Origin of the sequence: Candidatus Enterococcus avicola (assembly GCF_047470845.1) — a bacterium.
In the GTDB taxonomy this organism is placed as follows: Bacteria; Bacillota; Bacilli; order Lactobacillales; family Enterococcaceae; genus Enterococcus_D; species Enterococcus_D casseliflavus.
In genome coordinates this window covers 21516-43582 of record NZ_JBLGTY010000008.1, presented here as the reverse complement: position 1 = coordinate 43582, position 22067 = coordinate 21516, and the positions used below count along the sequence as shown (strand labels likewise).

Here is a 22067-nt window from a genome sequence, read left to right as displayed (position 1 = left end):
AGTGTCGCTTTCTTCTTTTTACATGTGGCACTAAAAGAGAAAAGAGGAGCACAATGAAGTATACCAATCCGATTATCAAAGGATTTCATCCTGATCCGAGTATCTGTTTCGATGGGAAATCCTACTATATAGTCTGTTCAAGTTTTGAATTTTTTCCTTGTCTGCCGATTTTTGAAAGCCAGGATCTGCTCAATTGGCATTTTAAGCAGTATGCGATTGATTGTCCGAATCATATCAATCTGAAAGAAATCAGCAACTCGATGGGACTTTTTGCCCCAACGATCCGCTTCTTTGAGGAAACATATTTTCTAGTATGTACAAATGTCACCCAAGGGAATTTCATCTGCCATACGAAAAACCTTGACCATGGTTGGTCTGATCCAATCTGGATCGATTGTCCTTTTGGGATCGATCCCTCAATTTCATTTATTGATGGCCGATTTTTCTTCCAACTTGCTGCATCAATGAAAGGGAAAAACAGCATTCTACAATTTGAAATCGATCCTTACAGCGGGAAAATGCTGACAGATCCGGTAGAAATCAGCCAAGGTTGCGGTGGACGCGACGCAGAAGCACCGCATCTATTCAAGAAAGACGAATGGTACTATCTTGTATTGGCAGAAGGTGGCACAAGAGAAGGCCATATGGTAACGATTCAAAGAAGCAATTCAATCAATGGTCCGTATGAAGGAGCTAATACGAATCCTATCCTCTCTAATAGAGATATCAAATCGAGGCTTCAAGCCGTAGGGCACGCAGATTTTTTTCAAGACAAAAAAGGTTCTTGGTGGCTGACAGCTCTTGCGACTAGGCCCAACCGTCATTTCACCCTGCTTGGTCGTGAAACGATTTTATTACCTGTAGAGTGGATAGATGGTTGGCCAGTTGTCAATCAGACAGGGAATGCATCGGTTGAAGTTGAAACAGATCGTTTTTCAAAAAGCGTTAAGCAGCGGAATGAACTAGTACCTTTTCTCTGCAAGAAGTTGCAGAGTGTACGTTTGCCAATTGATTATACGTATGATACTGATTTGATCATTGATAACTTACCGACTCGTTTAGGAACTTCTAAGGACGAGCCCATTGCCTTTTTGTCCTTATGTCAAGCTGATACTACCTGCTGCTTTGAAACCACTTTGATGGTCGACGAATGTCAGGAGGGGACTTTTGGTATAGCAATCTACAAGGATGACTTGCATTTTTGCCAATTTGGATTGCGAAAAACAAAACACCAAACAGAACTTTTTGGCAGGAAAAACATCTTTGATTTACTTCTGTATCGATCCAATAATTTAAAAGATAGAGAGCGGTTGACTCTGAAATTGTCTGGAGACAGCAACAGCTACCACCTGCTGATTTTAGATGAAACGAATACAGTAGTGTTCAAAGATCAAATCGCTGTACGTCATTTTACAAATGAATGTTCTGACTCAAAATTTACCGGTGTCCAGTTAGGAGTCTTTGCAGAAGCAGCTACAGGAAAGACTCGATTCATCACACCAGAACTAAGATATCAATAGAAAAAACTATGCGAGGAGTAATAATATGAAAAATCAAACACTGGTACAATTAGTCAACCAACTGACCTTAGACGAAAAAATCGGCCAATTGGTGCAGTTATCTGGAGAATTCTTTCACGGAAGCGATTTGTCTTTGGGTCCTCAGCAAAAACTTGGCATCGAACAACAGACCATCGATGTTGTCGGTTCGGTATTGAACGTCACAGGTGCCCAAGTAACTCGAAAGATTCAAACAGACTACTTAAGAAAAAGTCGACACAAAATCCCACTATTGTTCATGGCAGATATCATCTATGGATACCGAACAGTCTTTCCGATCCCTCTGGGATTGGGAGCAACATGGAATCCAGCATTGATCCAAAGCGCCTATCAAGCCGCAGCACAAGAAGCAAGAGCGGCTGGCGCACACGTAACATATGCACCAATGGTCGACTTAGTACGCGATGCTCGATGGGGGCGATGCTTGGAGTCGACAGGAGAGGATCCGCTGCTAAATGCTGATTTTGCGAAAGCAATGGTAGAAGGCATTCAGCAAGAAAAAGGGGGAACACTGCTCGGAATCGCTGCCTGTGTTAAACATTTTGCTGCTTATGGTGCAGCAGAAGGAGGACGAGATTATAATACAGTTGATATGAGCGAACGCAAACTGCGTCAAGACTACTTAAGCGGCTATAAAGCGGCTGTCGAGGCTGGATGCAAACTAGTCATGACTTCTTTTAATACGTATGATGGTATTCCCGCTACTGCTAATCAATTTTTGATCAAACAAATTTTAAGAGAAGAATGGCAGTTTGATGGAGTCGTTATTTCGGATTATGCAGCTGTTCAAGAATTAATTCCTCATGGGATTGCTACGGATGATCGAGAAGCGGCCAAATTAGCGATCGAAGCAACAAATGACATCGATATGAAAACCCGATGTTATGCGAAAGAGCTTCGTCCGCTGCTGGAAAGTGGTGCGATCGATCAGCGATTGATCGATGACGCTGTGTATCATGTCTTAAAACTTAAAAAGGATTTAGGGCTGTTTGAAGATCCCTTCCGTGGCAGTTCAGAAGAAGTAGAAGCTCAAATACTTTTATCCGAAGAGAACCGGAAACTTGCACGAAAAGTTGCCTCCGAAGCGATCGTTTTATTGCAGAATAAGCAAGAGGTACTTCCTCTTACTCCAAAAAAAGAGAAAATATTACTCGTTGGTCCATATGGTGACAACCAAGCAATGATTGGTTTATGGGCAGTACACGGAAAAACAGAGGATGTCCCAACATTAAAAACGGCGCTCCAAAATACAGTGTCGGAAAAATATGTTCATTACGAACCAGGTTGTCCGCTTTTAGAAGATGATTCTATACTTGGAGACTTTGGCTATACTGCCAGTGGCAACTCCTCATCAGCTGCACAGCAAGATCTTTGGCTGAAAGAAGCGTTGAAAGCTGGCACTGAGGCAGACATTATACTTTTTGCTATGGGGGAACACAGTTTGCAAAGTGGGGAAGCTGGCAGTCGAACGGACCTTCATTTACCAGCTGTTCAAAGAGCTTTTATTAAAAAAATGACCGCTCTTGGTAAAAAAAATATCTTGATCAATTTCAGTGGTCGCCCACTGGTGTTAAAAGAAGAAACAAAACAAATGGATGCAATATTACAGGCATGGTTTCCCGGTACAGAAGGAGCACAAGCAATCGTTGACATACTTTTTGGGAAGGTCAATCCTTCTGGTCGTTTAAGTATGAGCTTCCCAGAAGATGTAGGGCAGCTGCCACTTTACTACAATCACTTCAATACTGGAAGACCATTGAACAGCAAGACACATACAGGACGTTTCGTTTCGAAGTATCTGGATTGCTCAAACGAGCCGCTCTTTCCATTTGGTTATGGGTTGAGTTTTGGGGAAGCATCATACCATTCGTTAAAATTGAGTGATTCAACCATGAATGAAACGTTGGAAGCTGAAATTACGATCCGCAACAATTCTGCTTACTCAAGATTGGAGACAGTCCAGCTTTATATCAGAGATCACGTTGGATCGGTAGTTAGGCCAGTGAAAGAATTAAAAAAATATAAAAAAATTCCGTTGTCTCCATACGAAGAAATAACCGTTTTGTTCACGATAACTAAAGAAGATCTTTTTTACTATCAAAAAGATCTGACTTTTGGCGTCGAACCTGGATTGTTTACTTTGTTTATTGGGAAAAATTCTGCAGAAGGTGAAGCAGCGACTTTCGAACTTCTATGAATATATGGTCATTTTCTGACACGAAACGCTTTCTGATCCTTTAACTACTTCTAACATTTCAAACAAGGTACTGTTTTCATTAGGTATAACCTTGTAAAAATATAGATCACGAGGAAAAATGAAAGATAAGACAGGGGAGAGCCGTAAAGCTACGCTTAATGTTTTAAGGTTTCTTATAATGTGCTGATTCTGTGAGAGAAAGGGAAAGGAAACCCTAAAAATCTTTTTTTGCCTTGCCTTAAAGTCCACTTCAAGAATTATACTGGAACTACCATTTTTGATGGGAAAAGAAAGGAGTAATTCAATGAACAAATGGACAAAAGGACTTTTTCTGACAATGATTTTTCTAGCAGGATGCAGCAGTGATTCAATGAATGACGAGCCAGACATTGGTACAACGGAAACAAGTACTAGTGACACCGTTACGCAACAAATGAGAGAAACAGGGATTGATGGAGAGGCGGATATTTTGATCGCCTACTTCACAAGACCAGAAAATTTAGAGCATGAACCAGCGGTCGAAGCAGTTTCTGGAAGTAGTTTTAATGTAATCGATGACACCTTGGTAGGAGATGTCCAGGTGATAGCAGAAATGATTGCTGAACAGACCGGCGGTGCGTTGTTCTCGATTCAAACAGAAGTAGGTTACCCTAACGTTTACGATGAACATACAGCTTTTGCGACTAGAGAGGTGGAAGAAGATGCCCGACCAACGTTGATGACTGACGTTGCCGAAATGACTGAAGTGGATGTTCTCTTTATCGGCTTTCCCGTTTGGTGGAACCGTGCCCCAAGAGCCGTTTTATCATTTCTTGAAACCTATGATCTTACGGATAAACAAATCATTCCTTTTGCAACCCATGGGGGAAGTGGACTGACCAATAGTCAAAACGAACTTCAAACGTTGTATCCAGCGTATGACTTTCTGGAAGGCTTTGCAGCAAGAGCGGGAAGTGTTGAAGAGGCTGAACCGAATCTGTTGAATTGGCTCGATGAACTAGGATATTAGCAAAATTCAAGTTTAGTAGCCGTTTCTCAATTGGCTACATGTTCATGATGTACCACAAACCGAAATAATCATAATATAATTATGGTAAACTAATGAAGTTGATTTATGAATCATTTGGGGATGCGCTGATGGATTAGAAGCAAAAGCTCCTACTTATTCCCGAGAATAGTCAATTTTTCCAATTTATTCGTTCTAGGTTGACTACAATTCTGTTATTTCGGATAAGAAAGGTAGATCATGACCAAAGAGACGATGAAAAGAATCACACCAATAACCGACAATGGCAATACAGGACCATTCCACGGACGTTTATTCAGCAACGCACGCACTCTAAAGATGAATCCTGCAAGTCCGAGTAAAGCGATCGCTACACAAAATAATAGAATTGATAAATTTAACATTGTATTCCTCCAAATCATTGTATGAGGACTCATACCAAGATACTCATATATCCTACGCCAAAAGCCGTAAAAAGCAAGCAGCTGACAAAACTGTTCGTTTAAGCGAACAGTTTTTACATGTGGTTGACGAATCTTTTTACAATTCTGCAATTTCCTACGCTTTTTTAGCTAGATTCGCTGGAACAGTGATTCTTTGTTATCATAAGAATTGATAAGGAGACTGGAGAGGGAGGTTCTCTTTTGTTTCGAACACCTTGAATGCAAAAGAAAAAAATGAGGAGGAGATTTTGTGGAAATTCGGTTATTAAAATATTTCTACACGATTGCGGAGGAAGGGACGATTTCTCAAGCTGCAGAAGTGCTCCACATCACACAACCGACATTGAGTCGACAATTAAAAGAATTAGAAGACGAGTTAGGGACGGCACTATTCACTCGTGATAGTCGTAAAATGGTTTTAACGGAAGCGGGGCGTTTTTTAAAAAGCCGTGCGGAAGAGATTTTGAGTTTGACAGACCAGACAATGCAAGCGTTTGAAGATCGTAAGAAACATTTATTTAGCGGTCACTTCACGATTGGTTGTGTGGAAGCAGATAATTCCGATACGCTTTCCTTGATGTTGGAAGAATTTATCAATGATTATCCTGATGTTCGCTTTCATATTCATAGTGGTACAGGAGATGACATCAGCGATTGTCTGGAAAAAGGCTTGTTGGATCTAGCGATCTTGATCGAACCGATTGAAATCGAGAAGTACGAAAAAATCGTTCTTCCACGAAAAGAAACATGGGGCTTTTTGACATCGGCTGATTCTTTTCTTGCGCATAAAGAAGAAATAACACCCGAAGACATCAAAGGTGTGTCTTTATTGATCTCCAAGCGTCCAGAAGTACAGCAAATGTTCAGTCAATGGTCGAAGACACCAGTGAAAGCATTGCCGATCGTAGGCACCTACAATTTAATATTCAATGTCTTTTCCTTAGTAGAAAACCATGTTGGTTCGGCATTGACCATCAGCGGAGCAGTCGGAGAACGAAGGAATGAGGCAATCAAGTTTCTGCCTTTAGTACCACAAATCGAGACCAGCTGTGTATTGGTCTGGAAAAAGAATCGTGTGCTGTCACCAGTCGTTATCGAGTTTATTCGGCGTTTTCGCGATTCCTTTCAATAGTCTCAGTGTAAACATCAAAAGAAGCGGTGATATCCGCTTCTTTTTTGTGTTTTGAAACCAGCTATGCTTTGTAAGCATAAGGTCTTGTGTGAAAAAGCATTAGCCAATCCAACTCGATTGGCTTACCATTAAATCTATCAGGAAACAAAGAGTAGGAGGTGACACAATGGCGGCAATACTTGTTTGTTCACGAGCTGGTGAAAATCTGATTGAGGGACAGCTCAAAAAACTGGGCATAGGAAATACGCAGATTCTAGCAGAGAAGCTGTCAGAGCAGCTGCAATGCCCCCTTTATACTCTTGACCCTGTGGAACCTTATCCTGAAAGTTATCGGGCGATGGTCGAACATGCAAAAAAAGAAAAAGCTGCTAATGATTTTCCCCGCTATCAAACAGTACCGTCTGCGTTTTTTAAAGAACGGGTACTATTTGTTGGATTTCCCAACTAGTGGGGGACCTATCCGATGATCGTGGCGAGTTTTTTAAAAGACCATCATTTCGATGGGAAGATTATTTTTCCCTTTTGTACTCATGAAGGCTCAGGATTCGGCAATAGCCTAGAAGACTTTAAAAAAACTTGTCCTGAAGCCCTCATTTATCCTGGATTAGCCATCCGTGGTTCACGAGTGAATAAGGCGGATACTGCCATTGAAAATTGGGTGAGCCAGCATTTTATCACAATAGAATAAGGAGTCGATCGATATGGTAAAGAAACAAACTGCAGGAAGAGATAATCTAGGGACATTTGCGCCGAAATTTGCGCAATTAAATGATGATGTGTTATTTGGTGAAGTTTGGTCACGTGAGGAAGAATTGGCTCCTCATACAAGAAGTTTATTAACGATATCTGCCTTGATTTCGGGTGGCAATTTTGAACAATTGACTGCCCATCTGACGATTGGCAAGGAAAACGGGATCACAGTAGAAGAAATTGCAGAAGTAATCACTCATCTGGCTTTCTATGTTGGCTGGCCCAAAGCTTGGTCTGCTTTTAACATCGCCAAAACGGTTTATCAAGAAGAGCTAGCTGAATTGGAGGAAAAATAAATGTCAGAACTCGATGCAGCAAAAGAAGCTGGAATCTTTTCATTAGGCAATACAAATGACGCCTATGCACAATATTTTAGCGGTCAGAGTTACTTGAATTCTTTAGTAGCTGATCCAGCGATTCCAGTCAACGTTGGCAATGTGACTTTTGAACCAGGTTGCCGCAACAATTGGCATCGGCATATCGATGGTGGGTATCAATTGTTGTTGGTGACTTCAGGAGAAGGCTGGTACCAAGAAGCAGGCAAGAAACCGCAAAAACTTACTGTTGGTGATGTCGTAGTCATTAAGGAAGGGGTCAAACATTGGCATGGTGCAGCAAAAAATAGTTGGTTTGCCCATGTAGCGATTACTGCTGGTGCTTCAGAATGGTTAGAAGCAGTCAGTGATGAAGAATACGATCAATTGCCTGATGCATAAGCGATGATAAGGCAGCCGTACTGGAAGGCGTGTAACAAATCTTATGGGGTCTCACCTGACTAGGGCAGCCAATAGTGTGGCGAGTCAAAAGAGATCGGAGTGATCAATGTGAATGAATGTACGGTCGAGCCGATGATTCAACCTTTGTAAATAGGAGAGAAAAAAGAAGCGTCCACTTGCACAGCTAACGTGCGAATGGACGCTTCTTTTTGTTTAGCCAAGATAAAATTCAATCAACGTTTTTGCAATTAGTTTTGTCATGGGATGACCTTTAGTAAAGCTTGATGCTAAATAGATCGTCCTTGATAAGGGGAAATCTGCTAGTTCACGTAAAACGAAAGGTGCCTCATCTTCATAGCCCCAAGTAATTTTAGGAAAGAACGTGATTCCTAGTCCTTGATTGATAAGGGAGCGCAACGTCGCCGGATCGTCCGTCGTTGAACCGATAGCCAAACTGATTTTTTTTGCTTCAAAAGCTTCGTCGATGGTTCTACGCAGCGGGCTGTTTTCAACCAGCATCAGCAAAGGCACGTGTTGGATATCGGCAACTTGCAAGTCTTTTTTTTCTGCCAAGGGATGCTTTTTGGGGATCGCCAGTAAGATGGGTTCCGTGAATATTGGCAGATTGGTCAAGCCGTTCTTTGGCTCAGAGGTAATGTAGAAGGCTTGTTCTTTGTTGGTCTCCTTACTGCCGTGCTGCTTGATCGAAAGTTGGATCTCAGGGTGCTTTTCAACGAATGTCGCCACCAAGTTGGGCAAGGAAACAGAAGCGACTTCAGAGTAAATCGTCACTGCAGGGACCATTTCTCCATTTAAGGCTTGGATCGCACTCATTCCTTCGTCGAAACGTGCTAACGTCTCAACGACATAGGGATAAAATTCTTCAGCATACATCGTCAACTCGATATGCCGACCGGCATGATAGAACAAAGGAACGCCTAGTTCACTTTCTAGGTGTTTCATGGCACGGCTCAAGGCAGGTTGTGAGATGTATAATTCTTGTGCAGATTGGGTAATATTTTTCGATTCGGCTACTTTTTTAAAGTAGCGTAAATGATCAAGGTTCATCAGATACTCCTCTTTCCATACCTTTTGGTTATGGATATTCACGAAACTGGTATTTTTTATTATAACAAACTTCCGTTATTATGACACAGGAAAGAGAAATTGTTTAGGAGGTGTTTCATGAGTACAGGTTTCTTATACCCAGGACAAGGCAGTCAGACCAGCAAGATGCTTGAGAACGTGCCTGCCAGTTATTTCCATCGGCTAGAACAGGCGACAGGCTTTGATTTACACCCTGTATCGGGGGATCTCAAACAAGATACCGTCTCTATTCAGTTGGCCCTTTTAGTAAAAGCGGCTTTTTACACGGACCAGATGAAAGCATCTGGTGTGCAACCTCAGCTTGTGGCGGGGCATTCGATTGGCGCTTTTTCCGCTGCGTTAGCTTGTGAAAGCTTGAGTTTCGAAAATGCCGCTAGCTTGGTCTATCATCGGGCGACATTGATGAAAGAAGCCTATCCGACTGATTATGCCATGGGGGTACTGGTTGGTGTAACGAGAAGTGAAGCAGAAGCGCTCGTGGCAAAAACATTTGATCCTGCTGCTCCCGTCTATTTATCAAATGAAAATTGCCCCATGCAGCATACGATCTCTGGTCATATCAAAGGCTTGCGCAAGACGCTAGCTCAAGCGAAAGATTATCATGCGCAAACCGCCAAACTTTTAGCAGTGCCTGTCCCGTCCCATTGTGTGTTGATGGCAGAACCCGTGAAACGGTTTGCGCCATTTATGAACACGGTATTCCTTGATGTGCCTATCTGTCCCTACCTCAAAAATACGGATGGTCGGATGACCATGAACCCTGAAGAGATCCGTCGAGATTTGCTGCAAAATATTGCTTATCCGGTGCAGTGGAACAAGATCATGGATGTTGCCTACGAAGCAGGACTTGATTTGGCTCTTGAATTTCCTCCTGGCAATACCCTAACAAAACTGATCCAAGCAAAATTTGGTGAAAACAAAGCGATCCGTGTGATCAATTTGGATCAACATGGCTTGGATGATGCTTTATTCCTATATCAAAAATGGAGATGAATAGAATGGAAAAACCTGCAAGAAACTGGGCAAGTAAACGTGAAAAGAAGGCCCAAACCATGAAAAAAATCGAGCATCTTCTCGATGGAAACTATGTCCCAACGGAAGCGATCATTGAAGTTTTAGAACAGTTGATCCGTCCGGGAGACAAAGTGGTCCTTGAAGGCGACAATCAAAAACAAGCAAGCTTCCTATCAAAAAGCTTAGAACAAGTCGATGCTCAAAAAGTCAATAATTTGCATATGATCATGTCGAGTATCTCCCGTCCAGAACATTTGACGATATTTGAAAAAGGCATTGCAGCGAAAATCGATTTTTCTTATGCAGGCGCACAAAGTACGCGCGTTGCCCAAATGATTGAAGACAAAACTATGAAATTAGGGGACATTCATACGTATTTGGAATTATATGGCCGCTTATTTATCGACTTGATTCCGAATGTGGTCCTTGTGGCGGCGGACAAAGCCGATCGCCAAGGAAATCTTTATACAGGTTACAATACGGAAGAAACGCCAACGATCGTCGAAGCAGCAGCCTTTAAAGATGGGATTGTGATCGTTCAAGTTAATGAAGTGGTCGATCGTTTGCCGCGGGTCGACATTCCCAGCGATTGGATCGATGTCGTCGTGGTAGCAGACCAACCGTATCAATTAGAAGCCCTCTTTACGAGAGATCCGCAAAACATTACGGAATTACAAATTTTGATGGCGATGATGGCATTAAAAGGAATCTATGCAGAACATGAAGTACAATCGTTGAATCATGGGATCGGTTTTAACACCGCTGCGATCGAGTTACTTTTACCAACCTATGGAGAAACGCTTGGAATCAAAGGAAAAGTAGCGAAAAACTGGGTCTTGAATCCTCATCCAACGATGATTCCAGCTATCGAATCTGGTTGGGTCGAAAGCATCCACAGTTTTGGTGGGGAAGTTGGTATGGAAAAATATATTGCCGCTCGACCCGATGTATTCTTTGTCGGAAAAGACGGCACGATGCGCAGCAATCGAGCATTATCCCAAACTGCAGGTCAATATGCCATCGATATGTTTATCGGTTCGACCTTACAACTAGATTATCAAGGAAATTCTTCTACAGTGACGAAAGGCCGCTTATCTGGGTTTGGTGGTGCACCAAATATGGGGCATAATCCGGGGGGCCGTCGGCATTCGACTCCAGCTTGGCAATCCTTGCGGGATGAAACAGATCCTTTAGCAAAAGGACAAAAATTAGTCGTTCAAATGGTTGAAACGTATGGGTCCAATAAAAAACCTGTTTTTGTAGAAACGTTAGATGCGTTGGCTGTCCAAAAGCAAGCTGGTTTAGCCAATGCCCCAATTATGATCTATAGCGAAGATACGACGCATATCGTGACAGAAGAAGGCATCGCTTATCTTTATAAAGCAAAATCAAAAGAGGAAAAACAAGCAGCCATCGCAGCCATCGGTGGTGTAACCCCACTAGGAATGACCAGCACAAAAGCTTCTCTGGATGCCCTTCGCAAAGCGGGGATCGTGAAATTACCAGAAGACTTAGGGATCAAACGCAGTGATGCCAAACGATCATTGCTAGCAGCTCAAACCGTTGATGATTTGATCGAATGGTCCGATGGGTTGTACGAACCGCCAATGAAATTCAGAACGTGGTCTTAATAAGAGCAAGAGGAGAGAAGAAGAGATGGAAAAATTAGCTTATACGTATCAAACAACGAAACCAGTCACCAAAAAAGTCCATGTTGGCGTGGTGGGTTCTGGTGACTTGGAAATTCTGCTTTTTCCAACAGACAAACAAGAAACCACCGTTTCAGTTTGTACAGGAAGTGACGGCTTTGGCGATGTGTGGCAAAATGTCTTGACGCGTTTTTTTGAGCGCTATCCAATCAGTGCGCAAATAGTGATCAACGACTTTGGCGCCACTCCCGGTGTGGTTTACCTACGATTAACCCAAGCAATGGAGGAACTAGCAGATGAAGAATAGTTTTGTAGAATTAAATGCTCGAGAACGGGTGCATGCATTATTGGATGCCAAGAGCGGTCGTGAATTGATCGATCCATTCGACCAAATGATCGCACCCAATCTGGTGGCTCAAGACATCGTGCCACAAAGCGATGATGGGATCGTTGTGTGTCGTGGAACGATTTCTGGAGAAAACGTGGTCGTGATCGCTATGGAAGGGAAATTCCAAGGTGGCGGTATCGGTGAAGTTTCTGGTGCTAAAATCATCGCTGCATTGACGCATGTGTTGGAAGAAAACCAAAAGGGCAATCAGATCACACCGATCATCATCCTCGATACTGGTGGGGTACGCCTCCAAGAAGCGAATTACGGCTTATTGTCGATCGCAGAAATCGGCAATTTGATCGTTGCAATAAAATCGTATGTGCCAGTGATTGGCTTAGTGCCAGGTCGGGTGGGTTCTTTTGGCGGTATGTCGATTACCTCAGCACTTATGAGCTACTTGATAGCGACGAAGAAAGCCCGTATCGGTTTGAACGGTCCTGAAGTCATCGAACAAGAAGCTGGCGTGAGAGAATTTGATTCCAGTGATAAAGATTTGATTTGGAATACCATTGGCGCCAAACAACGTTTGGAAGCACAAATGATCGATGAACTAGTGACTGACAGTGTCGAATCGATCCAAGAAGCTGTGATTGCGGCGATGGTTGAAAAGAAAGACAGTCATCGCAGCGAAAAAAGTGGTTTTTATCTTTCTCTTTTAAACGAACTTGATCTATCAAAGCCGCTGACTATCGAGGCATACAATAAGGCTCTTGCAACGCATAAAGCAACTGAAGTGGCACCTATTACTGTAACAGAAGGCCAAGAAGCTGCTGCTGACAGTATCGGTTATCATTGGTTTTCAGCATTGACGAATCTGCAGTTCCCAACCTCAACTAGTGCAACAGTCTATGCAGCTGCATCTGACCTTTTTACTGAAGAAGTCGTTGTTACAGCGATCGTGCCAAACGCAAATAATCCGATGTATCGGGTACGCAATGGAGAAGTTGGTTTAGTCGAAGGGTACGAGATGGGCCATCTGTTAGAAACTGTTTATCACGAAGACAAAGAGAAAGCAATCAAACGGCCAATCGTTGCGGTCATCGATGTCCCTAGCCAAGCGTATGGCTATAATGAAGAATTGATTGGTATTCATGCAGCTTTAGCAAATAGTGCGGCAGCTTATGCCAAACTACGCCAAGCGGGTCATCCAGTGATCGGTTTTATCGCTGGTAATGCGATCTCTGGGGCTTTCTTAGCGCATGGCTTGCAATCAAGTCGTCTGATCGCATTAAATAGTGAAAAGATCACTGTTCAAGCAATGTCAAAAGAAAGTGCAAGTCGAGTCACCAAACGGTCGATTGCAGCGATTGAAGCCGCGGCGGAAAAAGTACCAAGTATTGCTTATGATATCAAAAATTATACGAAACTTGGGGCAATCTTCACTTTCTTATCCTCCATTACGGATCAGTCTGTCACCTCTGAAAGCAAAGCGACTGTAATTGAAGCGATCAATGAGGCGATTGATGATGTGCGTAAAACGAATGACACGATGTTGACCAGTCGCTACACCAATCCGATCGCTAAAAAGAGCGGCCGGCTGGAAACGAATAACGTATTTGAAAAAATGAATGCAGAATGGAATGAGTAACGAATGAACCGTGCCCACGATATCGTTCAATTAGATAAAGAAGTTCTTGATATGATTGATATTCCCAAATGGTTTTCTGAAAAAGAACAGCTTTTTGCGGCCGTCCGTCGTGGGAAACCCCGTAACCCCAGCTATTTACCAGTGGGGTTGCGCGGGGAAAAGCGGCAAGAACGGTTTGCCTTTGAGGCACCCTGCAACATGATCAAACGAACGATCCATCCTTGGGAATTGATCACTCGTGAGAGCTTTCGATTCAATGAAGTAGCCAATTATCCAGTTTACCGCAGCTATCAACAAGCACGGCTTTTATTGAAGCACTATTCTTGGGGAATCGGTGGCAGCTTGGGTTTTGAATTGGCTGCAAAACAGGCAGCAATCAAGCCGACCAGTGATTTAGATCTGTTGCTTTATGCCGACACGAAAGAAAAGCTGCCACTGGAACTATTGGAAAAGCAGGCAGCCTTTTTTCAACAGATCGATGTTCAAGTTATCACAAAACAAGGCGGGTTTGCCTTAAAGGAGTATTTGGAACATCCATCAAAAAAAATCTTAGTAAAAACAGACGAAGGGCCAAAACTCACCACTGAGATTTGGTAATTATTAGAAAAGTGAGCGAAAAACATGTTTGAGAACAACGATTTAAAAATCAACATCAGTGATTTCCAAAAAGTATTTGCCGTGACAGCAGTAATGATGCAAACGATTTTGACTTTTGCCTTATCCAATACCCAAGATGAAAAGACTGCAGCATTCATCGGTACCTTTTATGTCTTGGTGAAATTTACCGCACCCCTGTTTATTTTTGCTATTGTTTATAACATGGTTAAGACTAGTCAACATCTGTCTTATCTAGAATTTTTGAAAGAAAAGTTTTTTGAACTTGTCGTGCCATATGTGCTTTGGACGACGGCTTATTTATGGCTGTTTCCCGCTGTCCAACAAGGAAAACCTTATACTGACACAGCAACGTTTTTACTGAAATATGTGACGGGGGATGCGGCGCCACACTTGTGGTATACGATCATGATGCTGCAGATCCAATTGTTGATGCCGTTTTTTGTCTGGTTAGGCTACAAAGTGTTGACGAAGAAAAAAGCTGTTTGGCCAGTATTGATCGTCGCAACTGCTTTGTATGTCGTTTGGTATGTATTTTATGATCGCCAAGTTTTTGAAGGACCGCATCATGAAAGCTGGTATTTATTGGATCGGTTTGTCTTTAGCTTTGTGATCTACGGGATCTATGGCGAAGCCGCTTTGATTTATCACGAAACCGTTTATCGCTTCCTATACAAGATTCGCTACGCTTTCTTGCCAGTGGGCTTAGCATTAGGGCTATTATCTGCCAATCATCTGCTACATTATGCAGGTGATCTAAGTTTCGCTCATGCACCGTATTTAAATACATTGCAAAGCTTATATAGCTTAGTATTGATTTTTGCAGTCTTTATGTTTGGATCAACCATGATCAAAAACAATGCCCCACAGTTAGGGACGTTTAAGTGGCTGTCTACTTATGCGTATCGAACCTATCTTGCCAATGTTTTTGTCTTTCAAGTCTTGTTGCTATGCTTCAAAGATTTGATGCTGCAACTGCCAATGGGCATCATGATCATCGTCGCTTATTTGGCAACTGCCAGCTGTGGTTTTTTAACAAGCTATGTTTTGCATGTTTTATGGGTAACGATCAAAGGTCAAATCAAAAACTAGAGGAGGAGTTGGATGTTTGCATTAGCTGTAGAAGAAAATTGTCGACGACTCGCCCAATTGGTAGAAGAAGCCTTGATTGCAGAAGTGACATTGTCCCCAAAACCTGGGTTAGTGGATGCCATTGATTCAGGTGCCCATCACGATATGGATCAAGCACTCTTTCTACGATCAGCTCGAGCATTGACGCCATACTTTGAAGAAATGGCCTTGGTGTCTTGGGGAAGCAGCATGTCTCAAGAGTTGCGGGAAGCAATCGCTGCAATCGGTCGGAAGGCAGAACAGGCGATGTTGGCAGCCACTGGTGGCATCAACACTCATAAAGGAGCCATCTGGGCATTAGGCTTGCTCATCAGCGCCGTCAGTAGCCAACTTAGTCGCAAACAGCGGATTTTTTTACCAGAAGTCTTTTCTGACATCCAGCTTCTCACTGCATTTCCTGATCGCGCGCTGATTCAACAAACAGAAAGTCATGGCAAAACGGTTCAAGCCAAATATGGACATCTCGGTGCGTATGGGGAAGCTGCTGCTGGGTTCCCTCATGTTCAAATCGCTCTAGCAGATTATTTTTCTCGGGATTGTTCCAATGAGACCAAAAAAAGGCTCCACATGCTGTTGGCGATCATCGCTACGCTGGACGATACGTGTATTTTATACCGCAGCAATCAAGAGGTACTGGCACTGGTTCAGCAACTCGCACAAAAAGCCAATCAGCAATCGTTGCCGAACCCAGCATTTCACGCACTAGCAGCCTTCTGCCAGTCAGAAAATGTGTCTCCAGGCGGCAGTGCTGATCTGTTGGCTGCCAGCTTCTTTTTATTGTCCATCAACTCGGTTTTACCCGTAAACGAAGGAAAGACCGTTTACCAATAACTCTTTTCCTTAGAAGAAAGGCAACGATTCTTCTAAGGATTTTTTGTTTCATTTTTTCGCTCGATTAAGAAAAATAAAATCTCTTGCTATTTGCATAGTTTAATGATTAGATAATTCTTAGGCACTACTGAAATGCTTCGTTGCTCCATTGCAACGAATAAAGGAGTTACAGATGAAATACTATAATGCTTTTCTTCAAAATCTTGTGTTGCGGCGCTGGACGGTCCTGTTTATGCTTGCGGGCATTCTTTTTTTGTTTCGCAGTCTGATGACCATTCTTTTGCTGACCTTTATCTTTACGTATCTGATTTATCGGCTGGTTCTTTTGCTCCATCGAAAAAGCCATCTGCCCATCAAGCTTACGAGCATCCTGACTTACAGCTTGATTGTCTTTATTCTTTATTTAGTAGCAACAAATTATGTACCTATCATCATCAAACAATCCGTCCAATTAGTCAATTCCGTTGCTGATTTCTACCAACGGACAGACTCCAATAATGAATTGATCGAATATGTCTTGAATTTATTGCAGACCAGCGAATACATCCAGAAATTACAAAGCGGCGTTCTGGTCGTGATCAATTATCTGTATAATTTCGGTGAGTTGGCGTTGACTGTGCTGATCTCCTTTCTGCTTAGCTTCTTCTTTATGATCGATAACAAAAAGACCGTTGCGTTTTCTCGGCTGTTTTTGCAAGGGCGAGGGGCGTGGTTCTTTGAAGATGTTTACTATTTAGGAGCTAAGTTTACGCGGGCTTTCGGAAATGTGATCGAGACGCAGTTGGTGATCGCCTTAGTCAATACAGCGATCACTGTTTTCGCCTTAGCGGTGATGGGCTTTCCGCAGCTGTTGAGTTTGGCGTTGATGATTTTCTTTCTCAGCTTGATTCCTGTTGCTGGTGTGATCATCTCGTGTATTCCATTGACGTTTATTGCCTATTCTATCGGCGGATTTAATGACGTGATCTACATTCTATTGATCATAGTGTTTGTTCATGCGTTGGAATCCTATATCTTAAATCCGCGCTTGATGGCTAATAAAACAGAGATCCCGATGTTTTACACGTTTATTCTCCTGTATCTTAGCGAACATCTCTTTGGCTTGTGGGGCTTGATCATCGGGATCCCATTGTTCACTTTCTTTTTAGATTTAATGAATGTGAAAGAGATTCCGCGATTGCGTAAAAAATCCGATGACACCTTGCAGGACCAACAAAAATGATTGCTGTAAAGGATGGCAATTGATAGAAAAAACCATCTCTGCCGATGAAAGGCGAGATGGCTTTTTTATTTTGCAGCAATTTTTTTCGTAAAGGAGACAAAGCAGATTGCTGAAGAGGGGCTTTGAAACCTGTCTGTTGGGAAATACCCCAAAGAATGATAAAAGTGAACCAGTTTGGATTCTTGCAGGATCGTATTCAAACGAATCGTATCTGTTTGTACGTTCCTTTCAATCAAGATCATTGCTTGTCTACCAATCCCGCGGTTCTCGTAGGAGGGAAGAAGGGCGATGGAAGATAGCTTCGTCGTATGTTCCTGCTCAACCGTCAGTTTTATAAAGCCCACGGTTTTCTGAGCGGTCATGATTAAATAATAAGTGGTATTCGACGCAGAAAACTTTGCGTTTAGCTTCTCGAAACTTTGTAAATAGGGAGAAGTTTCTTTGTCTTGATAACGGAGAAAGAGGGATTTGAAGGCCGCTTTTTGTATCAAGTAGATTGAAAGCAGATCGGAAAGCTTCGCTTCTTTAAGCTGAATGAGCATGCACACCTCCATAAAAAATCAGACATCATTTATTGAAAGACATTGATTCGGCTTAGCAGATCCTGATGGAAAAGCCATCGATTAGCAGTCTTTCATTGGCTCGTTTCTGTTTTGATCCTTCCCTCAACCACAGGTTCACAAACGAAGAGATCCGCTGGGGTTCGTGCCGTCGTTGTTTTATTGAAAAAGATCATTTATCGATGTCACTAAGTCGTCATAGGTTTGACCGGTTGCGATTGCATAAACGGAAAGCAAAAAGACGAGTGCTGCTGCCAACACGTAAAAAATACGGAGGCGATAGCCGTCACCTGTCCGACGATTTTTTACAAAAGTAAAAACCGTCACAGCTAGATAAGCGAAGGTCAATAAACAAATAAGATACGTTATAATTTCTGGAGTCATAAGCGTTTTCCTTTCTTTTTTTATTTGTATAAAAATATACTCAATAAATATAATATAACCATTTCAATAGCGTCAAAGAAAGCGCTCAATTTTTGACAAAAAAACTGACCGAGTGGCAACCACTGGTCAGTTCTATTCAAAAACGATGGGGCATGATCTTAATTGTCTTTTTTTTCCGCATCTAGTAAGCTTCTTAGTTCATCAGCTAAAGCGATACAGGCAATACTATCCGTTAAGGACATCAGGGGATTTTCGAGTTGTCCTTGTGCAAGAGCGGTATGAACTGCTTGAATCTCCGAATGGAAATCATCGATCTCGTACCCAATATCATAGACCGTGTCTTCTTGGTCAATCGTCACGGTAAAAGAAGCGGGGCGATGGAAGTTGGGGATCGTGATTTTCCCTTTTGTTCCTTGTAACTCCGCCACCGTCTCTTTTGTTTGGTCAAATCCAGTCTCAATCACTGCAACAAAGTCTTCACTGACAAAGCGTGCTTCAACATAGGTATCAACCCCAGTTTCATACAGGCTGTAATCGATCAGTTCGGCAGTTAAATTTTCTGGTGAAAAATCTTGGATAAAGGCTAAGTTATAGATCCCCATATCCAATAAAGCACCCCCTTGTTTTGGCAGATAATGGTAAGAACTGCCTTCGACTGGTAAATGGCGGCGAAAAGTAGTCGTGACACTTGTTAGCTCACCGATATGACCACCATCCACAAGTTCTTTTAGTTTGCGATACGCTGGGGTGAAGCGTGGCTTCATGGCTTCCATAAAGAAGACTTCGTGTGCTTGAGCTTGTTTTTGTACATCGCGCATTTCTTGTGCAGTCAAGGTTGCTGGTTTTTCACATAAAACAGCTTTTTTCGCTTGAAAGGCTTTGATGATCCATTCATAATGATACAAATGTGGCAAAGCAATATAAACGACATCGATAGTTGGATCATCTAATAGGTTTTGGTAGTCATCAAAGACGGCATCACACGGAAATTTTGCTTGAAACGCTTGCGCTTTTTCCATCGTACGACAAGCAACCCCATAAAGCTGGGCGTCTTGAAAATTTTCTAAACTTGCAGCAAAGCGATTGGCGATATTTCCGGCACCAATAATTCCCCAATTGATCATTTCATTTCCCTCTTTTCTTCAGTTTACGGGTATTCTGAGAGAATCCCTGATTCCAAAACAGTTTGTTTTTTTCTTAACTCGACAATATTTTTTTGGTATTCTTTGGCATACAGCAATGCAAACAGTGAATCTAAAATATACTCAAAGGCGACCTGTGAAGAAAAGGTGCCGACTTTGAGAAAATCACGTTCATCATGAGAAGCGATGATCGCATGGGTCGCTAATGGGATGATTTTCGCATGGGCGTTGCCAGAAATCACGATCACTGGTACCCCGACATCACGAAAGTGCTGCATGATTTTTTCGTATTGCGTATTTTTCCCACGGTAGGTAATAAACACGGCACAATCATTTTGCGTGACGTTCGATGCATTCCACGCATCATCCCCATATTCATCAGCAACGATCAGATACTTATTGATTTTGACCAACTTATTTTGAAAACTTCTTGCCCGGATCTGAGAATCGCCGCGAGCAAATAAGAAAATCCGTTGCGCAGCTTCCAACGATTGCACCACTGCTTCCATCATTTCTGGAGCGACCTGAGCATGGGTTTTGTGGATCGAGTTGATCGTTAGATCGGCCATTTTTTTCAAAATGTCAGGTGTTTGATCCTTAGGCGAAAAGGGAAAATTCGCGTCAACAAAGGTTGGGTTGAACATCTGATTATGGGCAATTTCAGCCAGACCTAAGCGAAAACTTTTAAATCCTTCATACCCCATCTTTTTGGCTAGACGAATGACGGAAGAGTGGGATGTGTATGTATGCTTAGCGATGACTTCAATCGTCAACGAAGGCACATCATTGATATTTTGCAAAATATAATCGGCAATCCGTTTCTCCGTATTGGTCAATCCTTCTTGAAGCCGTAATTTATCTCTTAATAACATCAAACCACCTCTTTCTAATCATAGCCTAGGACAAAGAAAACCAAAAGCAAAAACTGTACCTTTTTGGCAATTTGGTAAAAATGTTCAGAACCACTGAGCAGTGTGCGAAAAAGTCTGGTCAAAAGAACCTGTTTTTGGCAAAAGACTTCTCATTTCGAAGGATATCAGCAATAATCAAGCTATCAATTCATAGGAGGCGTCACAATGTTAACTATCGCATATCTCGGAAACGGAAAAAGCACCAATCGCTACCATCTGCCTTTTTCAACCAAGCTACAGGATAAGATCAAAGTAAAGACGATCTATTCACCAAGCGGCAAGCTGACCTGGCCAACACTAGAAGGCGTTCATTACACCTCTGACTTAGAGGATATCTACCGTGATCCTGAAATTCAATTAGTTGTGGTCACGACCCCCAGTCATTCGCATTATGAATTAGGCAAGGATGTCTTGCTCCATGGGAAAAATGTCTTGATCGAAAAACCTTTTACGGAAACTTCGGCACAAGCAAAGGAATTGTTCGCACTGGCGCAAGAGAAAGGCTTGTTTGTGCAATGCTATCAAAATCGCCGCTTTGATTCCGATTTTTTGACCACGCAAAAAGTGATCGAAAGCGGCGTGCTCGGAGATCTCTTAGAAGTAGAGATGCATTATGATTATTTTCGTCCAGAGATTCCACGGTCAGTGACCGAATTTTCATTGAATACTAGCTACTTGTACGGACACGCTTGTCATACACTGGACCAAGTGATCTCCTATTTTGGACAACCAGACGATGTCCATTATGAGGTTCGGCAATTGCTTGGAAAAAATCGCATGAATGATTACTTCGATTTGGATCTGTTTTATGGTCGAATGAAAGTCTCAGTCAAATCTAGTTACTTCCGATTAAAAGAGCGGCCTAGTTTTGTCGTTTATGGCGAAAACGGCGTTTTTGTAAAACAAACCAAGGATCGACAAGAAGAGCATCTAAAACAGTTTTATCTCCCAGATCATGCCGATTTTGGGATCGATTTGCCAGAGCACTATGGCACACTAACTTATATGGATGCTAACGGGAACTACCATGAAGAAAAAGTCATCTCTGAAATTGGTGATTATAGCCGTGTGTATGAGGGCGTCTATGAAACGATCATCCATGGCAAAGAGAAAATCGTGAAAGACGAAGAAACGATTTTACAAATCGAAATGCTAGAAACAGGCATCAATCAAGTGATCACTGAGTCATAAGGCAGAGTGATTATGGGGCTTTTGACAAACAAAGCGTCTAAAGGCATCAACTGACTCAACGTAAAGGAGTAGATCCGAATCGAACCTTCAGAAATCCTGGAAGAAGAACAGCAGCTGCAGTTTGCTCATTTTGACAATGACCTCGCATTGCGGTTGGTTATTGCCATCGATCAGTACGTTAAAAGGAACTACCCGAAGCCGGTAGGGATCAAAGTTGTTCATCAGGGCTTGCCGATCATTCGATTTTTAATGGCAGGGCGAAAAGAGAGCCCTTGGCTTGAAAGAAAAGAACGAACGGTACTAGAAAGCGGGCATAGTTCACTGTACGTCTATGCGCAAAAAGATCGAGATATACAATTTGCTAAATGGGCACAAGACGAACATTATGCAATTTGTGGTGGTGGTTTTCCAATTATCGAAGACAGAAAAGTCACGGGTGCTATCTGTGTGTCAGGTTTGGCTCATTTAGAGGATCATAAAGTGATCACCGAAGTATTGAAACAAATGATTTAAGAAGATAGAAAAGGG

Annotated in this window: 23 protein-coding genes and 1 pseudogene; 18 read left to right on the top strand and 6 right to left on the bottom strand. The window is 42.4% G+C overall.

Annotated features, from left to right (window positions below):
* Positions 1-53: 53 nt before the first annotated feature.
* The 3 genes from ACI3E5_RS08720 to ACI3E5_RS08710 all read left to right on the top strand — a co-directional run bounded on the left by ACI3E5_RS08720 (position 54) and on the right by ACI3E5_RS08710 (position 4765).
* Positions 54-1520, top strand: a complete 1467-nt coding sequence (locus ACI3E5_RS08720) for a glycoside hydrolase family 43 protein (protein ID WP_194185387.1) — start codon at positions 54-56, stop codon at positions 1518-1520.
* Positions 1513-3756: a beta-glucosidase BglX gene (gene bglX, locus ACI3E5_RS08715; protein WP_322743854.1), complete on the top strand. Its 2244-nt coding sequence runs from the start codon at positions 1513-1515 to the stop codon at positions 3754-3756. The genes ACI3E5_RS08720 and bglX overlap by 8 nt, the downstream gene beginning before the upstream one ends.
* A 304-nt stretch (positions 3757-4060) precedes the next feature.
* Positions 4061-4765: a flavodoxin gene (locus tag ACI3E5_RS08710; RefSeq protein WP_194185389.1), complete on the top strand. Its 705-nt coding sequence runs from the start codon at positions 4061-4063 to the stop codon at positions 4763-4765.
* A 212-nt stretch (positions 4766-4977) separates the two neighbouring features.
* Here ACI3E5_RS08710 and ACI3E5_RS08705 read toward each other — a convergent pair whose 3' ends face one another.
* The gene (locus ACI3E5_RS08705) at positions 4978-5166 is read right to left on the bottom strand and encodes a hypothetical protein (protein WP_074535879.1); all 189 of its coding nucleotides are present in this window, start codon (positions 5164-5166) and stop codon (positions 4978-4980) included.
* Positions 5167-5455: 289 nt separating this feature from the next.
* Here ACI3E5_RS08705 and ACI3E5_RS08700 point away from each other — a divergent pair, with 289 nt between their 5' ends.
* From ACI3E5_RS08700 to ACI3E5_RS08680, 5 genes and pseudogenes are all read left to right on the top strand, one after another.
* On the top strand, positions 5456-6337 hold the full coding sequence (locus ACI3E5_RS08700; protein ID WP_194185390.1) for a LysR family transcriptional regulator: 882 nt from the start codon (positions 5456-5458) through the stop codon (positions 6335-6337).
* 166 nt (positions 6338-6503) lie between these two features.
* Positions 6504-6785, top strand: a complete 282-nt coding sequence (locus ACI3E5_RS08695) for an NADPH-dependent FMN reductase family protein (protein ID WP_228077365.1) — start codon at positions 6504-6506, stop codon at positions 6783-6785.
* A 12-nt stretch (positions 6786-6797) separates the two neighbouring features.
* Positions 6798-7025: pseudogene (locus tag ACI3E5_RS08690) on the top strand (flavodoxin); the annotation flags it as partial.
* Positions 7026-7038: 13 nt separating this feature from the next.
* Positions 7039-7383: a carboxymuconolactone decarboxylase family protein gene (locus ACI3E5_RS08685; protein WP_005226045.1), complete on the top strand. Its 345-nt coding sequence runs from the start codon at positions 7039-7041 to the stop codon at positions 7381-7383.
* Positions 7384-7803 (top strand): cupin domain-containing protein, encoded by a 420-nt coding sequence (locus ACI3E5_RS08680; RefSeq protein ID WP_325845198.1) that lies wholly within the window; start codon positions 7384-7386, stop codon positions 7801-7803.
* Between the two features lie 213 nt (positions 7804-8016).
* Here ACI3E5_RS08680 and ACI3E5_RS08675 read toward each other — a convergent pair whose 3' ends face one another.
* The gene (locus tag ACI3E5_RS08675; protein ID WP_010748320.1) at positions 8017-8871 is read right to left on the bottom strand and encodes a LysR family transcriptional regulator; all 855 of its coding nucleotides are present in this window, start codon (positions 8869-8871) and stop codon (positions 8017-8019) included.
* 117 nt (positions 8872-8988) lie between these two features.
* Between ACI3E5_RS08675 and ACI3E5_RS08670 the strand changes: the two genes are divergently transcribed.
* The 8 genes from ACI3E5_RS08670 to ACI3E5_RS08635 all read left to right on the top strand — a co-directional run bounded on the left by ACI3E5_RS08670 (position 8989) and on the right by ACI3E5_RS08635 (position 17351).
* Positions 8989-9903 carry an ACP S-malonyltransferase gene (locus ACI3E5_RS08670; RefSeq protein ID WP_498821501.1) on the top strand — a complete coding sequence of 305 codons (915 nt, stop codon included), beginning with the start codon at positions 8989-8991 and terminating at the stop codon, positions 9901-9903.
* A gap of 5 nt (positions 9904-9908) precedes the next feature.
* The gene (gene mdcA, locus ACI3E5_RS08665) at positions 9909-11555 is read left to right on the top strand and encodes a malonate decarboxylase subunit alpha (RefSeq protein ID WP_194185392.1); all 1647 of its coding nucleotides are present in this window, start codon (positions 9909-9911) and stop codon (positions 11553-11555) included.
* Between the two features lie 25 nt (positions 11556-11580).
* Positions 11581-11880 carry a malonate decarboxylase subunit delta gene (locus ACI3E5_RS08660; RefSeq protein ID WP_005226050.1) on the top strand — a complete coding sequence of 100 codons (300 nt, stop codon included), beginning with the start codon at positions 11581-11583 and terminating at the stop codon, positions 11878-11880.
* Positions 11870-13552 (top strand): biotin-independent malonate decarboxylase subunit beta, encoded by a 1683-nt coding sequence (gene mdcD / locus ACI3E5_RS08655; protein ID WP_498821504.1) that lies wholly within the window; start codon positions 11870-11872, stop codon positions 13550-13552. The genes ACI3E5_RS08660 and mdcD overlap by 11 nt, the downstream gene beginning before the upstream one ends.
* A gap of 3 nt (positions 13553-13555) precedes the next feature.
* On the top strand, positions 13556-14149 hold the full coding sequence (locus ACI3E5_RS08650; protein ID WP_194185394.1) for a malonate decarboxylase holo-ACP synthase: 594 nt from the start codon (positions 13556-13558) through the stop codon (positions 14147-14149).
* 24 nt (positions 14150-14173) lie between these two features.
* Entirely contained in the window at positions 14174-15259 is a 1086-nt protein-coding gene (locus tag ACI3E5_RS08645; RefSeq protein WP_194185395.1) for an acyltransferase family protein, read from the top strand.
* Positions 15260-15271: 12 nt separating this feature from the next.
* Positions 15272-16129, top strand: coding sequence for a triphosphoribosyl-dephospho-CoA synthase (locus ACI3E5_RS08640; RefSeq protein ID WP_194185396.1), 858 nt, complete (start codon positions 15272-15274; stop codon positions 16127-16129).
* A 172-nt stretch (positions 16130-16301) separates the two neighbouring features.
* On the top strand, positions 16302-17351 hold the full coding sequence (locus ACI3E5_RS08635; protein ID WP_194185397.1) for an AI-2E family transporter: 1050 nt from the start codon (positions 16302-16304) through the stop codon (positions 17349-17351).
* Positions 17352-17416: 65 nt separating this feature from the next.
* Here ACI3E5_RS08635 and ACI3E5_RS08630 read toward each other — a convergent pair whose 3' ends face one another.
* The 4 genes from ACI3E5_RS08630 to ACI3E5_RS08615 form a co-directional block, all read right to left on the bottom strand.
* Complete coding sequence (locus ACI3E5_RS08630) at positions 17417-17893, bottom strand: GNAT family N-acetyltransferase (protein ID WP_194185398.1); 477 nt, start codon at positions 17891-17893, stop codon at positions 17417-17419.
* A gap of 177 nt (positions 17894-18070) precedes the next feature.
* On the bottom strand, positions 18071-18295 hold the full coding sequence (locus tag ACI3E5_RS08625; RefSeq protein WP_005226057.1) for a hypothetical protein: 225 nt from the start codon (positions 18293-18295) through the stop codon (positions 18071-18073).
* Positions 18296-18453: 158 nt separating this feature from the next.
* On the bottom strand, positions 18454-19419 hold the full coding sequence (locus tag ACI3E5_RS08620; RefSeq protein WP_121261370.1) for a Gfo/Idh/MocA family protein: 966 nt from the start codon (positions 19417-19419) through the stop codon (positions 18454-18456).
* 23 nt (positions 19420-19442) lie between these two features.
* Positions 19443-20309: a MurR/RpiR family transcriptional regulator gene (locus ACI3E5_RS08615; RefSeq protein ID WP_194185399.1), complete on the bottom strand. Its 867-nt coding sequence runs from the start codon at positions 20307-20309 to the stop codon at positions 19443-19445.
* 204 nt (positions 20310-20513) lie between these two features.
* On the opposite strand from ACI3E5_RS08615, the gene ACI3E5_RS08610 reads away from it, so the two are divergent.
* The gene (locus ACI3E5_RS08610; RefSeq protein ID WP_194185400.1) at positions 20514-21539 is read left to right on the top strand and encodes a Gfo/Idh/MocA family oxidoreductase; all 1026 of its coding nucleotides are present in this window, start codon (positions 20514-20516) and stop codon (positions 21537-21539) included.
* A 72-nt stretch (positions 21540-21611) separates the two neighbouring features.
* Positions 21612-22052, top strand: a complete 441-nt coding sequence (locus ACI3E5_RS08605; RefSeq protein WP_498855864.1) for a heme-binding protein — start codon at positions 21612-21614, stop codon at positions 22050-22052.
* Positions 22053-22067: the final 15 nt, after the last annotated feature.

Coding starts and splice junctions, on each gene's coding strand:
- ACI3E5_RS08720 (WP_194185387.1), top strand. CDS start 54: ATGAAGTATACCAATCCGATTATCAAAGGATTTCATCCTGATCCGAGT.
- ACI3E5_RS08710 (WP_194185389.1), top strand. CDS start 4,061: ATGAACAAATGGACAAAAGGACTTTTTCTGACAATGATTTTTCTAGCA.
- ACI3E5_RS08705 (WP_074535879.1), bottom strand. CDS start 5,166: ATGTTAAATTTATCAATTCTATTATTTTGTGTAGCGATCGCTTTACTC.
- ACI3E5_RS08695 (WP_228077365.1), top strand. CDS start 6,504: ATGGCGGCAATACTTGTTTGTTCACGAGCTGGTGAAAATCTGATTGAG.
- ACI3E5_RS08685 (WP_005226045.1), top strand. CDS start 7,039: ATGGTAAAGAAACAAACTGCAGGAAGAGATAATCTAGGGACATTTGCG.
- ACI3E5_RS08680 (WP_325845198.1), top strand. CDS start 7,384: ATGTCAGAACTCGATGCAGCAAAAGAAGCTGGAATCTTTTCATTAGGC.
- ACI3E5_RS08675 (WP_010748320.1), bottom strand. CDS start 8,871: ATGAACCTTGATCATTTACGCTACTTTAAAAAAGTAGCCGAATCGAAA.
- ACI3E5_RS08670 (WP_498821501.1), top strand. CDS start 8,989: ATGAGTACAGGTTTCTTATACCCAGGACAAGGCAGTCAGACCAGCAAG.
- mdcA (WP_194185392.1), top strand. CDS start 9,909: ATGGAAAAACCTGCAAGAAACTGGGCAAGTAAACGTGAAAAGAAGGCC.
- ACI3E5_RS08660 (WP_005226050.1), top strand. CDS start 11,581: ATGGAAAAATTAGCTTATACGTATCAAACAACGAAACCAGTCACCAAA.
- mdcD (WP_498821504.1), top strand. CDS start 11,870: ATGAAGAATAGTTTTGTAGAATTAAATGCTCGAGAACGGGTGCATGCA.
- ACI3E5_RS08650 (WP_194185394.1), top strand. CDS start 13,556: ATGAACCGTGCCCACGATATCGTTCAATTAGATAAAGAAGTTCTTGAT.
- ACI3E5_RS08645 (WP_194185395.1), top strand. CDS start 14,174: ATGTTTGAGAACAACGATTTAAAAATCAACATCAGTGATTTCCAAAAA.
- ACI3E5_RS08640 (WP_194185396.1), top strand. CDS start 15,272: ATGTTTGCATTAGCTGTAGAAGAAAATTGTCGACGACTCGCCCAATTG.
- ACI3E5_RS08635 (WP_194185397.1), top strand. CDS start 16,302: ATGAAATACTATAATGCTTTTCTTCAAAATCTTGTGTTGCGGCGCTGG.
- ACI3E5_RS08630 (WP_194185398.1), bottom strand. CDS start 17,893: ATGCTCATTCAGCTTAAAGAAGCGAAGCTTTCCGATCTGCTTTCAATC.
- ACI3E5_RS08625 (WP_005226057.1), bottom strand. CDS start 18,295: ATGACTCCAGAAATTATAACGTATCTTATTTGTTTATTGACCTTCGCT.
- ACI3E5_RS08620 (WP_121261370.1), bottom strand. CDS start 19,419: ATGATCAATTGGGGAATTATTGGTGCCGGAAATATCGCCAATCGCTTT.
- ACI3E5_RS08615 (WP_194185399.1), bottom strand. CDS start 20,309: ATGTTATTAAGAGATAAATTACGGCTTCAAGAAGGATTGACCAATACG.
- ACI3E5_RS08610 (WP_194185400.1), top strand. CDS start 20,514: ATGTTAACTATCGCATATCTCGGAAACGGAAAAAGCACCAATCGCTAC.